Here is a 12,466-nt window from a genome sequence, read left to right on the forward strand (position 1 = left end):
GGGTGGTGCACCCCCCGCCCAGGGCCCCGCCGCCGCGGGGTGGGGCGGGGGTGGCCCCGGGGCCCCCGGCACCGGGGGGGGGGGGGCGGCCCGCGTCGCGGCGGGCCGCCGCCCCTGGCGGGTCACCGTCAGCTGTTGGTGGTGCCCAAGGACATGTAGTCGTACATGCTGTAGCCGGCGTGGTAGTACACGTTGGTCAGGTTCGGCGGCCGGTACATCACGGTGCGCTCGAACACCGCGGGCAGGATGACCGCCTGCTCCATGGCCCGCTGGTCGATCTGCGTGTAGATCGAGGAGCGCTCCTCGGGGTCCTCGACCGTGACGACCTCGTCGAACCAGCCGTTGACCTGGTCGTCGTCGAGCTCGGAGATGTTCGCGTTGCCCGCGTCCTGGATGGCGTCGCCGTCCAGGATCTTGCTCATGAACCCGTAGCCGGTGGCCCAGTCCGGGGCCCAGCCGTACACCGTGAGCCCCAGGTCGTTCTCGTGGACGAAGTCCGGGGACCCGGCCTGGGTGTTGGTGTAGGTGTCGGACGGGTACTGCTTGATCTCGACCTCGATGCCCACCCGGGCCAGCGCCTGCTGGACGGCCTCGGCGGTGCTCACGTCCGAGGGCCGGTCGGCGCGGGCGCCGATGGAGGTGGAGAACCCGTCCGGGTGCCCGCACTCCTCCAGCTTCTCCCGGGCCCTGTCCAGGTCGCCCTTGTTGTCGTCGGACGGGTACGGGTCGATGCTCGGGTCGGCGCCGGGCAGCGCCGAGGGCATGATCTGGGTGGCGATGTCCCCACCGGTCTCACCGCCCCAGGCCCGGTGCAGGGCGTCCCGGTCGGCGGCGAACATGACCGCTTCGCGGCAGGCCAGGTTGTTCAGCGGCTCGACCACGGTGTTGATGTTGACGTAGCGCAGGGTGTTGGTCTGCGGGTTGTCGACGCTGGCGCGCCGGGCCTCGTCGGTGATGAGGGTGCCGCGCATCGCCGGACCCACGCCGACACCGCCCAGGTCCACGTCCAGCTCGCCGTTGACCAGGCGCTGGTCGATCTCGTTCTGGTCGACGCCCAGCTGCACCTCGATACGGTCGGGCAGCGCCCGGCGGGTGGGGTCGGTCGAGGCGTCCCACTGGTCGTTGCGGACCAGGTTCAGGGACACGCCCGGCCGGTACTCCCCGTCGAACTTGTACGGCCCGGAGGAGACCACCCGGCTCTGGTACTGCTCGCCGCGGTCGGCGTCGGGCGGCACCGGCGCGGTCTGCGGCTGGATGAGGATGTAGGGGAACTCCGAGAAGCTCTCGTTGAGGTGGAAGACCAGGGTGTGGTCGTCCGGCGTCTCGATGCCGTCGAAGCCCTCCAGCGGGTCCCCGTCGGTGGCGTAGGGCCCCTCGTAGTCCTCGCTGTCCGCCAGCAGCTGCTGGAAGTACTTGGGACCGTTGGGCAGGGCCTGGTCGCCGAAGTTGCTGCGGGCGATCGCGTACTTGACGTCCTGGGCGGTGATCTCCGTCCCGTCCTCGTACTTGAGCCCCGGCTTGAGGCGGACGGTCCACTCGGTGGAGTCCTCGTTGGCCTCGGGCATGGCCTCGGCCAGGTCGGGCTGGAGCTGGGTGCCCTCCTCCCCCGGAGCCTCGGTGTAGGTGAGCAGGGTGCGCGCGTAGTAGCGGGTGAAGTTCCAGCTGAACGCGTAGTAGGTGTTGCCCGGGTCCGGGGAGTCGAAGTCCGAGGAGATGGCGTACCGGAGGGTGCCGCCGGTCTGGTCGGACGGGTTGACCATCTCCGTCTCGGCCTGGTTGAACTCCGCGTCGACCTCCCCTCCTCCGCCGCCTCCGCCCCCGCCGCCGCACGCGGTCAGCATCAGGGCCAGGGCCGTGCCGGCGGCCGCGGGGGCCGCGAACCGGCGCCTGCGGGGCGCCGGGGGTGTGCCGTGGTGGTGGGTGTTCACCTTGCCTCCAGGATCGGGTTGCTGCGGAACCGGGATCGGTCCCGCCGGGGCCGTGAGCGGTGCACGGCCCGAGGCCGGCCCGCCCTGGGCGGGCGGCGGCCGGGGAGGTCAGTCGGAGGAGCGCGGGTCGAAGGCGTCCCGAAGGCCGTCGCCGAACAGGTTGAACGCGAGCACGGTGACGAAGATGGCCAGACCCGGGATGATCACGAAGTGCGGCGACGTCGTGTAGAAGCGCAGCGCGTTCTCCAGCATGCCGCCCCAGGTGGCCGTGGGCGGGTTGATGCCCACGCCCAGGAAGCTCAGGGCCGCCTCGAACAGGATGTTGGTGGGGATGAGCAGGGTGGAGTAGACGAGGATCGGAGTGACGAGGTTGGGCAGGATCTCTTTGAACACGATGTGCGCGCTGCCCGCGCCCAGGCTGCGGGCGGCCTCGACGAACTCGCGTTCCTTGAGGGTGAGGGTCTGCCCGCGCACGATGCGCCCGATGTAGGGCCAGTTGAAGAACCCGATGATGAAGATCAGCACGCCGATGCGCAGCCCGTTGCCGGTGAGGCCGAAGGCCCCGTCGGGGATGACGCCCACCAGGGCGATGGCGAAGAGCAGCAGCGGGAAGGCCAGGAAGATGTCCATGGCCCGGCTGATGACGGTGTCGACCCAGCCGCCGAAGTACCCCGCCACGACGCCCAGGACGGTCCCGATGACGACGCACACGAGGGTGGCGACGGTGGCGACCAGCAGCGAGGTGCGGGCGCCGTAGACGATGCGGCTGAACAGGTCGCGGCCGTTGACGGGCTCGACGCCCAGGAGGTGGTCGGCGCTGATCCCGCCCCACGGGTCCAGGCCCAGGGCGGGGTTCGCGGGGTCGCGCAGGACCCCGCCGGTGAGGGGGTCGACGAGCTGCTGGTTGAACTGGTTGGGCGGGTAGCCGAACCAGGCGGTCAGCAGCGGGGCGAAGACCGCGACGAGGATGAGCAGGATGACGACGATGCCGCCGGCCATGCCGACCTTGTCCTTGCGGAACCTCTGCCAGGCGATCTGGCGCAGCGAGCGGCCGGCGGCGTTCTTCGCCCCCGCGGCCACGGCTTCGGGCTCGGCGTGCTGGGACGACTCGGGCACGTCCATCGGCGCGGTCATGTGTGGCCCTGCCCCCCGTAGGTCGCTTTACGTAGTAGATCGACTACGTAGAGCTTGCACGAGTGGCGTGCCGATTTCCAACATCCGCGCCGGAACCCCGGCCTGCGCCCGGAACGCGCAGGACGCCCCGGAACCCGCCGTACCGCCGCGGCCCGATCCCGGCCCCGCGTTCCCCCGTTCCCGCCGGTCCGGGGCGTGCGGCGCCCCGGCCGTCACCGCCCCCACCGGCCGCCGGCCCGGAGGCTCGTCGACCCCGGTCCGGGGCTCGGCGGACCGGCAGGGCACCGGGTCCCGAAGGCCGGCGGCCTAGAAGCTCGGCGCCCGGGAAAACAACGGTTCGGGGTTCGGCGGACCGGAAGATCGGCGGCCTGGGGACTCCTGGGTCCGCGGGGCCGGCGGCCCCGAAGGGCACCGGTCCGGGGCGGGGCGGTGCGGTGCGTGAGCCCGCCGGTCTGGAGGTTCCGCGGCCCGCGGGACCGACGGCCCCGAGGGGCACCGGCCCGGGAGGTCGACAGCCTGGGAGGGCGGTGCCCCGGCGCGCCATCCGGGGGCGGGCGCGGCCCGGGGTGCGTCCGCCGGGGCACCGGCCGTACCTTCCCAGGGAGGGACCCGCAGCGGGCCCGGCCCCCGCCCGCGGCGGCGGGGGCCGCCGCCGGTCAGCGTCCGCGCAGCGTGCGGTACCGGGCCACCAGCCCGGCCGTGGAGGCGTCCAGCCCCTCCACCCGCGCCCCCTCGGTCAGCGCCGGCTCGACCCGCTTGGCCAGCACCTTGCCCAGCTGCACACCCCACTGGTCGAAGGAGTTGATGTTCCACACCGCCCCCTGGACGAACACCTTGTGCTCGTACAGGGCCACCAGCTGCCCCAGCACCGATGGGCTGAGCCGCTCGGCCAGGATGGTGGTGGTGGGGCGGTTCCCGGCGAAGGTGCGGTGCGGGACCAGCCCGGCCGGGACCCCCTCCCCGGCGACCTCCTCCGCGGTCTTGCCGAAGGCCAGCGCCTGTCCCTGGGCGAACATGTTGGCCATCAGCAGGTCGTGCTGGGGCACCAGCGCCTCGGGCAGGTCGGGCGCCGGCTCGGCGAACCCGATGAGGTCGGCGGGCACGAACCGGGTGCCCTGGTGCAGCAGCTGGAAGTACGCGTGCTGGCCGTTGGTGCCCGGGGTGCCCCACACGATCGGCCCGGTCGCCCACCCGACCGGCCGCCCGTCGCGCTGCACCGACTTGCCGTTGGACTCCATGTCCAGCTGCTGGAGGTAGGCGGCGAAGCGGGACATGTGGTGGCTGTAGGGCAGCACCGCGTGGCTCTCGGCCTCCCAGAACCCGCCGTACCAGACGCCGAGCAGCCCCAGCAGGAACGGCAGGTTGCGCTCGACCGGCGCCGTCGCGAAGTGGGTGTCCATCAGGTGGAACCCGGCGAGCATCTCCCGGAACCGCTCCGGACCGATGGCGACCATCAGCGACAGGCCGATGGCCGAGTCGTAGGAGTAGCGGCCGCCCACCCAGTCCCAGAAGCCGAACATGTGCCCGGTGTCGATCCCGAACCGGGCCACCTCCTCGGCGTTGGTGGAGACCGCCACGAAGTGCCGGGAGACGGCCTCCTCCGCGCCCAGGCCCTCCACCAGCCACCGGCGGGCCGCGGTGGCGTTGGTGATGGTCTCGATCGTGGTGAAGGTCTTGGAGGAGATGACGAACAGGGTGGTGGCGGGGTCGGCGTCCACCAGCGCCTCGTGCAGGTCGGCACCGTCGACGTTGGACACGAACCGGAACTCCAGGCCCCGGTCGCTGTAGGGCCGCAGCGCCTCGTAGGCCATGGCCGGGCCCAGGTCGGAGCCGCCGATGCCGATGTTGACGATCCTCCGCACCGGCTGCCCGGTGTGGCCGAGCCAGCGCCGGGACCGCACCCGGTCGGCGAACTCCGCCATCCGGTCCAGGACCTCGTGCACCTCGGGGACCACGTTCCGGCCGTCCACCTCGATCACCGCCGAGCGGGGCGCGCGCAGCGCGGTGTGCAGCGCGGCCCGGTCCTCGGTGAGGTTGACGTGGTCGCCGCGCAGCATGGCGTCGCGCAGCCCGGCGACCCGGGTCGCCCCGGCCAGGTCGGCCAGCAGGCGCAGGGTCTCGTCGGTGACGAGGTTCTTGGAGTAGTCGGCGTGCAGGCCGCCGACGTCGAGGGTGAACCGGTCGGCGCGGGCGGGGTCGGCCTCGAACAGGTCGCGCAGGTGGGTGCCGGCCAGCCGTTCGCGGTGCGCGCCCAGGGCCGCCCACTCGTCCCTGCGGTCCAGGGCCGGGGCCGTCCCGGCCCGTTCTCCGGTGTCCTCTGTGCGGGGGAGGGGTGTGGCAGACATCCGGTCGCTCCTCGTCGTCCGTAAGGTCCAGGTGCGCGGCGGGCGGCACGGGGCTCGGACCGTGCCCGCACGTCCGCGCCGCGGCTGTGAAGACCACCTTGCCACGTCCGCGGGCCCGCGCGGCGTTTTCCACAACCCCGGCCCCGGCGGCCTTGTTCCGCTCCCGCCGGACGGGGCGGGTCAGCCCCGGCCGACCTCCTCGCGCTCGCGGCGCAGCTGCGCCACCTCGGCGCGCAGGGCGCGCAGCTCGGCGAGGATGAGGCGCTGCCCGTCGGGCCCCTCTCCGTCGGGGCCGGCGCGGCCGCCGCCGACCGGGCCCTCACCGCCGCCCCCGGGCCGGTCGTCGTCCTTCTCCAGCGCCTCCACGGCCACGGCGATGAACAGGTTCAGGGCGACCAGTGTCGACACCAGCACGAAGACGACGAAGAAGATCCACGCCATCGGCATGTGCTCCATGACGTCCTTGGCGATGGTGCCCCACCCGTCGGCGGTGGCGATCTGGAACAGCGTGAACAGCGAGGTGGGCAGGTCGGCGAAGTACTGCGGGGACACGTCGGCGAACAGCCGGGTGGCCATCACCGCCGCCACGTACAGCAGCAGGATGACCAGGAACAGGATCGACAGCATGCCGGGCAGCGCCCGGAACAGCCCGGCGACCACGTGGCGCAGGCTGGGGATGACCGAGAGCAGCCGCAGGACCCGCAGCACGCGCAGCACCCGCAGGACCGAGAACGGCCCGGAGGTGGGCAGCAGGGCGATGCCCACGATCACCAGGTCGAACCAGCTCCACGGGTCGCGGAAGAACTCCGCCCGGTGGGCGTAGATCCGCAGCAGCAGTTCGACCACGAACAGCGCGAGGATGCACAGGTCGATGCCGTGCAGGAGCGTTCCGTGCTCCTCCATGATCCGGGGCGAGGTCTCCACACCGAGGATGACGCCGTTGACGAGGATGAGGGTGACGACGGTGCCCTGGAACCAGGAGGCGTCGACGATCGTGCGGACCCGTTGGCGCAGTGTCACGGGACAGGGGGCTCCGTTCCTGGGGGAGGGTCGGGGTTCGGCCGGAAAAGCCTACCGTCCGTAACCGACACCGCTTTCCCCCTTGCCCTGCTCTGTCCGCTCCGACACTGGAATACCCCGCCTCGACCAGGCATGATCGGAAAGTAGGGATGACCGAGGGTGAGGGGGACGCCCGTGGCCGGAGCAAGCGAGGGGTCGGACGGGGAGCGCTGGGAGCGGTCCGAGGACATCGACGACGTGGACGCCGACATGGACGTGGGCGCCCCGGACCAGGACAGCGCGGTGGCCGAGTACCTGCTCGACCACCCGCACGGCCTGCGGATCGACGAGATCGAGGACCGCGGCTCCCTGGGGATCGGCGACGAGCTGCGCAGGGAGGTCGCCGAGCAGGCGCCCGATCCGCAGGAGGGGCCGCAGGACGGGCGGGCGCCCGCGCCGCGGCGCGAGGACCTGGCCCGGGTGCTGCGGGCCGAGGAGTTCGCCGAGCGGCTGCGCGAACGCGGTGTGTGAGGGGCGGCCGCGGTTCAGGCCCCCGGGGCCCCGTCGCGGTCGGCCAGGTCGGCGGCGAGCCAGCGCTCCACCCGCATGACGTGGACGGTGGCGGCGGCGCGGGCCGCGTCGGGGTCGCGGGCCAGCAGGGCCTCGTGGATGCGCCGGTGGTCCTCGCGCAGTTCGTCGGTGAACCCGGCCTCGCGGTGCCCGGCCCACACCCGGGCGTTGAAGGTCCGCGACGACAGGCCCTGGCTGACGGCGGCCAGGGTGGCGTTGCCGGTGCTGGCGACGATGGCCTGGTGGAAGCCCAGGTCGGCGGCGACCGTCTCGGCCTCGGTCGCGGGGGCGCCGTCGATGCGGTCCAGGAGCGTGCCGATGCGCCTCAGGTCGTCGTCGGTGGCGCGGGCGGCGGCCAGGGCGGTGGCGGCGGGCTCGATCATCCGGCGGACCTGGAGGACCTCCAGGAGGGTGTCGCCGCGGGAGACCTCGGCCAGTACGGAGAAGGTCTCCAACAGGTCGGCGGGGCGCAAGGCGGTGACGTAGACGCCGGCTCCGTGGCGGGCCTCCAGGACGCCCAGGGTGGTGAGGGAGCGGATGGCCTCGCGCATGGAGCTGCGGGAGATGTCCAGACGGGCGGCGAGGTCGCGTTCGGTGGGCAGGCGCTGGCCGGGGCCGACCTCGCCGGAGGCGATCATCTCCTTGATGCGCTCGACGGCCCGCTGGGTGACCGGGGTCCGGTCGTCCATGCAGCACCCCTCCGCTCCCTGTGGTCGTTGCGCCGGGGACGCCTTCTGATCACCTCCCCGGGCAAGTGATCATACCAATTCGATCCGACGACACCTCCATATCTGAATCAAGGGGCTGGTTCTTGCTCTTTTCTGTTCGCGTGTGACAAAGTGGTCTGACCACTCAGAGGCTCGTGGCGAGCAGGCCGCCGCCGGTCCGGCGCGGCACGAAGGAGGCCCATGCGGATCGCGCTCTTCATCACCTGTGTCAACGACACGCTCTTCCCCGATACCGGCCGGGCCGTGGTGCGCCTCCTGGAGCGGCTCGGCCACGAGGTCGTCTTCCCCCCGGACCAGACCTGCTGCGGGCAGATGCACTACAACACCGGCTACCGCCGCCCCGCGAGCAGGCTCGCCGTGCGGTTCGTGCGCACCTTCGAGGACGCCGACGCGGTCGTGGTGCCCTCCGCCTCCTGCGCGGCGATGGTCCGCGACAACTACCCGCGCCTGGGCGGCAGCGGCAGCCGCCTGTCCCGCAAGGTCGCCGCCCTGGCCCCGCGCGTGTACGACCTCACCGAGTTCCTCGTGGACGTCCTGGGCGTCACCGACGTGGGCGCCTACTACCCGCACCGGGTCGTCTACCACCCCACCTGCCACGGGCTGCGCATGCTCGGCCTGGGCGACCGCCCCTACGAGCTGCTGCGCGCGGTGCGCGGCCTGGAGCTGGTCGAGCTGCCCGGGGCCACCGAGTGCTGCGGGTTCGGCGGCACGTTCGCGGTCAAGAACGGCGACGTCTCCTCGGCCATGGGCGCCGACAAGGCCCGCCACGCCCTGGAGACCGGCGCCGAGGTGCTGTGCGCCGTGGACAACTCCTGCCTGATGCACATCGGCGGCATCCTCTCGCGCCAGCGCGCCGGGATGAGGGTCGCCCACATCGCCGAGATCCTGGCGAGCACCGAGAAGGACTTCGAGGGCGCCGGGACCGAACAGACCGGCCGGGGCCGGACCGAGAAGGAGGGCGCGACCCGATGAGCAGCGCCACGTTCCTGGGCATGCCGCCCTTCCCCGAGGCGGCCCGCACCGCCGTGCGGGACTCGCGGCTGCGCTACAACCTGCGCAAGGCCACCCACACCATCCGCGACAAGCGCGGCCTGGTGGTGGACGAGCTGGGCGAGGACTGGGCGCGGCTGCGCGCCGAGGGCGCCGAGATCAAGAACCGCACCCTGCGCCACCTCGACCACTACCTGGAGCAGCTGGAGGAGTCGGTGACCCGCGCGGGCGGGCACGTCCACTGGGCCCGCGACGCCGCCGAGGCCAACCGGATCGTCACCGGTCTGGTGCGGGCCACCGGCGAGACCGACGTGGTCAAGGTCAAGTCCATGGCCACCCAGGAGATCGAGCTCAACAACGCCCTGGAGGCCGCGGGCATCACCGCCTACGAGACCGACCTGGCCGAACTGATCGTCCAGCTGGGCGAGGACCTGCCCTCGCACATCCTGGTGCCCGCCATCCACCTGGGGCGCTCCCAGATCCGCGAGATCTTCCTGGAGCAGATGGCCGAGTGGGGCACGCCCGCCCCGCCCGGGCTGACCGACGATCCGCGGGCGCTGGCCGAGGCCGCCCGGACGCACCTGCGCGAGCGGTTCCTGCGCACCCGCACGGCCGTCTCGGGCGCCAACTTCGCGGTGGCCGACTCGGGAACGCTCGTGGTGCTGGAGTCGGAGGGCAACGGGCGCATGTGCCTGACCCTGCCGCAGACCCTCATCTCGGTGGTGGGCATCGAGAAGATCGTCCCGACCTGGAACGACCTGGAGGTGTTCATGCAGCTGCTGCCGCGCTCCTCCACGGGCGAGCGGATGAACCCCTACACCTCCACCTGGACCGGGGTGACCCCGGGCGACGGCCCGCAGGAGTTCCACCTGGTGCTGCTGGACAACGGCCGCACCGACGTGCTGGCCGACACGGTGGGCCGCCAGGCGCTGCGCTGCATCCGCTGCTCGGCCTGCCTGAACACCTGCCCGGTCTACGAGCGCACCGGCGGCCACTCCTACGGCTCCGTCTACCCGGGCCCGATCGGCGCGATCCTCACCCCGCAGCTGCGCGGGATGGGCTCGGAGGTCGACGAGGCCCTGCCGTACGCGTCCTCGCTGTGCGGCGCCTGCTACGAGGTGTGCCCCGTCGCCATCGACATCCCCGAGGTGCTGGTGCACCTGCGCGAGGAGGTCGCCGGGCGCCGCGGCCACGCGGGCGAGAAGGCCCTGATGGCGGGGGCGGAGACGGTGTTCTCGTCCTCCCGGGCCCTGGGCGCGGTCCAGCGCGCCGCCGGGCTGGGCCGCGGCCTGGTCCCCCGGCACCTGCCCGGGCTCGCCGGGGCCTGGACCGACACACGCGACGTCCCCGACGTCCCGGCGGAGTCGTTCCGACGCTGGTGGAACGAGCGCGACAGTGCGCGGGAGGAGGACCGATGAGCGCCAAGGAGGCGATCCTGGCCCGGGTGCGGGCCGCCCTGGCCGACGTCCCCGCCGACGAGCCGGTGCACCGTCCGCGCGAACGGACCTACCTGGACTCCCACGCGGTCGGCCCCACCCTGGAGGTGTTCGAGGACCGGCTGGTCGACTACAAGGCGCTGGTGCACCGGGTGCCCGCCGACCGGGTCGGCGCGGAGGTGGCCGCGGCCCTGGCCCGGCGCGGCGCCCGCCGTGTGGTGGTGCCCCAGGGGCTGCCCGGCGAGTGGACGGAACAGGCCGGCGTCGAGACCCTGGCCGACTCGCGGGAGGCGCCCCTGGGGGTGCACGAGCTGGACGCCGCCGACGGGGTGGTCACCGCGTGCGCGGTCGCGATCGCCGAGACCGGGACGATCGTGCTGGACGGCGGCCCCGACCAGGGCCGGCGCGCCATCTCCCTGGTCCCCGACTACCACCTGTGCGTCGTGCGCGCCGACCAGGTCGTGGACGGGGTGCCCCAGGCGGTGCGCCTGCTCGACCCGGCCCGCCCGCTGACCTGGATCAGCGGGCCGTCGGCCACCAGCGACATCGAGCTGAACCGGGTGGAGGGGGTGCACGGCCCCCGCACCCTGGAGGTCCTGCTGGTCGAGACCGGCCCCTGAAGCCCTCCGCCGCGCCGGCCCGGGAGGACCCCGGGCCGGTGCGGCGGGCGTTCAGCCGCGGGGCCGCCAGTGCGCCAGGAGCCGGTCCAGCGGGTCGGGGGCCGCCTCCTTCTCCGCGAAGGGCGCCTGGTACCGGGCGCCCGCGCCCTGCGGGGACCGGTGCCTGCGGGGCCGGGGCGCGACGGCCACCGCCTCGGTCCGCTCCCCGTCGCTCCCGTCCTCCCCGCCCGACCGGGCCAGCGGCGCCTGGTACCGGGCGCCCTGGGCCGCGGGGCGGCGCCTGCGCCGGATCCAGGTGCGGGCCGGCCTCCTCTCCCGGGGCTCATCTCCCTGTCCCTGCTCCACCCGCTCGCCGGTGGCGGTGAACCACACCGGCAGCTCCTCCAGCCCGTGCACCGACAGCGAGTGCCGCCACCGCAGGTCGGCCGGCTCCACCGCCAGCACCATGCCGCGCAGCCGGTCCACGGCGAGGTCGACGGCGGTGCGCACCAGCTCCCGGGAGAACGCGGTGGCCGGGCAGCGGTGGGCGCCCGCGCCCCACGACAGGTGGGACCGGTTCCCGGCCAGGACCATCGCGTCCTCGCCGTGCCGCGACACCGACGGGTCGGTGTGCGCCGAGGCCAGCCCGAACAGCAGGGGCTCGCCCCGGCGGATGTGCGCGCCCGAGAACCGGATGTCCATGGTGGAGTAGCGCCCCGCCAGCACCTGGAGGGGAGAGTCCGTCCACATGACGTAGTCGATGAAGTCCTCCGGAGTGAGGGTGCCGCCCAGGTAGGCGGTCCACACGCCGGGGTCCTCCAGCAGCTTGAGCAGGGCGTTGCCGATCAGGTGGGTGGTGGGCTCGTGCCCGGACCGCCACAGCAGGGTCAGCGCCTCGACCGCCTCCTCGTCGGTGAGCGCGTTGGGGTGGGCCAGCAGGTGGCCGGCCAGGTCCTCGCCGGGTTCGCGGCGCTTGCGCTCCACCAGCCCCTGGAAGTAGCCGCGCACCGCCCGCGCGGCGAGCGCCGTCTCCTCGGGGTCCCCGCTCCAGGACCGCTCGGCGAGGTCGGCGAGCATCCGCCCGTACTCGTCGGGCAGGCCGAACAGTTCGTTGAGGACCATCGCGGGCAGCGGGGCGGCGTACCGGCCGATGAGGTCGGCGGCGCCCTCGGCGGCGACCCGGCCCAGCAGGTGCACCGCGGCGCGCTCCACGACGGGGACCAGCTGCGAGGTGCCGACCCTGGCCAGCGCGTCCACGATGGGGATCCGCAGGCGCTGGTGCTCGGCCCCGTCGTGTCCCAGCGCCTCGGTGCGCGCCGGTCCCCCGCCCGCGCGCCAGGGGCGCGGGTCCGCGGAGAAGTGGGTCTGGTCCCGCAGGGCCTGGAGATTCTCCTTGTAGCCCAGCAGGAGCCAGCCCGGGACGCCCGGGTCCAGCTCCACCGGGACCAGTCCGCCGTGGCGTTCGCGCAGCTGCCGCCAGGGCAGCTCGCCTCCTCGGTGCAGTGCCAGGGCCCCGTTCGCACTGTAGGGGCAGCGGGCCGGGCCCGCGGCCGAGGGGCCCTCATGGTCGGCGGGGCCGGTTCCCTGGTTCATGGAGACTCCTCGGTGGCGGCGGATGCAGGAGACGCTAGGACCGGGATGTTTCCGGAATGCTTCCGCGAGGAAAGGTCCACCTTTCCGCGACCGACACTCGATCCCGGTCGGGGGCGAGACCGGATTGAGGGATATGGCACGTGT

Annotated in this window: 10 protein-coding genes; 4 read left to right on the forward strand and 6 right to left on the reverse strand. The window is 73.3% G+C overall.

The genetic code is table 11. The features are described from left to right. Nucleotides 1–128 precede the first annotated feature (128 nt). The 4 genes from ACFVNO_RS27120 to ACFVNO_RS27135 form a co-directional block, all read right to left on the reverse strand. Complete coding sequence (locus ACFVNO_RS27120; protein WP_378896806.1) at nucleotides 129–1,841, reverse strand: ABC transporter substrate-binding protein; 1,713 nt, start codon at nucleotides 1,839–1,841, stop codon at nucleotides 129–131. A 195-nt stretch (nucleotides 1,842–2,036) separates the two neighbouring features. Further along, complete coding sequence (locus ACFVNO_RS27125; protein ID WP_355265003.1) at nucleotides 2,037–3,062, reverse strand: ABC transporter permease; 1,026 nt, start codon at nucleotides 3,060–3,062, stop codon at nucleotides 2,037–2,039. 656 nt (nucleotides 3,063–3,718) lie between these two features. Continuing rightward, a complete protein-coding gene (gene pgi / locus ACFVNO_RS27130) occupies nucleotides 3,719–5,407 on the reverse strand; it encodes a glucose-6-phosphate isomerase (RefSeq protein ID WP_355265006.1) in 1,689 nt (562 codons plus the stop codon). Between the two features lie 180 nt (nucleotides 5,408–5,587). Beyond that, nucleotides 5,588–6,427, reverse strand: coding sequence for an ion transporter (locus tag ACFVNO_RS27135; RefSeq protein ID WP_355265009.1), 840 nt, complete (start codon nucleotides 6,425–6,427; stop codon nucleotides 5,588–5,590). Nucleotides 6,428–6,676: 249 nt separating this feature from the next. On the opposite strand from ACFVNO_RS27135, the gene ACFVNO_RS27140 reads away from it, so the two are divergent. Beyond that, nucleotides 6,677–6,937 carry a hypothetical protein gene (locus ACFVNO_RS27140; protein ID WP_378896809.1) on the forward strand — a complete coding sequence of 87 codons (261 nt, stop codon included), beginning with the start codon at nucleotides 6,677–6,679 and terminating at the stop codon, nucleotides 6,935–6,937. A gap of 14 nt (nucleotides 6,938–6,951) precedes the next feature. On the opposite strand, the gene ACFVNO_RS27145 is transcribed toward ACFVNO_RS27140, so the two are convergent. Beyond that, the gene (locus ACFVNO_RS27145; RefSeq protein ID WP_355265015.1) at nucleotides 6,952–7,665 is read right to left on the reverse strand and encodes an FCD domain-containing protein; all 714 of its coding nucleotides are present in this window, start codon (nucleotides 7,663–7,665) and stop codon (nucleotides 6,952–6,954) included. Nucleotides 7,666–7,884: 219 nt separating this feature from the next. Between ACFVNO_RS27145 and ACFVNO_RS27150 the strand changes: the two genes are divergently transcribed. The 3 genes from ACFVNO_RS27150 to ACFVNO_RS27160 are packed head-to-tail and all read left to right on the forward strand — an operon-like array spanning nucleotide 7,885 to nucleotide 10,750. Next, complete coding sequence (locus ACFVNO_RS27150; RefSeq protein WP_220560422.1) at nucleotides 7,885–8,676, forward strand: (Fe-S)-binding protein; 792 nt, start codon at nucleotides 7,885–7,887, stop codon at nucleotides 8,674–8,676. Then, nucleotides 8,673–10,112 carry a lactate utilization protein B gene (locus tag ACFVNO_RS27155; RefSeq protein WP_355265019.1) on the forward strand — a complete coding sequence of 480 codons (1,440 nt, stop codon included), beginning with the start codon at nucleotides 8,673–8,675 and terminating at the stop codon, nucleotides 10,110–10,112. Before ACFVNO_RS27150 ends, ACFVNO_RS27155 begins: the two co-directional genes overlap by 4 nt. Further along, nucleotides 10,109–10,750 carry a lactate utilization protein C gene (locus ACFVNO_RS27160; protein WP_355265023.1) on the forward strand — a complete coding sequence of 214 codons (642 nt, stop codon included), beginning with the start codon at nucleotides 10,109–10,111 and terminating at the stop codon, nucleotides 10,748–10,750. Before ACFVNO_RS27155 ends, ACFVNO_RS27160 begins: the two co-directional genes overlap by 4 nt. 51 nt (nucleotides 10,751–10,801) lie before the next feature. Here ACFVNO_RS27160 and ACFVNO_RS27165 read toward each other — a convergent pair whose 3' ends face one another. Next, the gene (locus tag ACFVNO_RS27165; RefSeq protein ID WP_355265026.1) at nucleotides 10,802–12,322 is read right to left on the reverse strand and encodes a cytochrome P450; all 1,521 of its coding nucleotides are present in this window, start codon (nucleotides 12,320–12,322) and stop codon (nucleotides 10,802–10,804) included. Between the last annotated feature and the right edge of the window lie 144 nt (nucleotides 12,323–12,466).

This window comes from Nocardiopsis sp. NPDC057823, assembly GCF_042797335.1.
In the GTDB taxonomy this organism is placed as follows: Bacteria; Actinomycetota; Actinomycetes; order Streptosporangiales; family Streptosporangiaceae; genus Nocardiopsis; species Nocardiopsis changdeensis.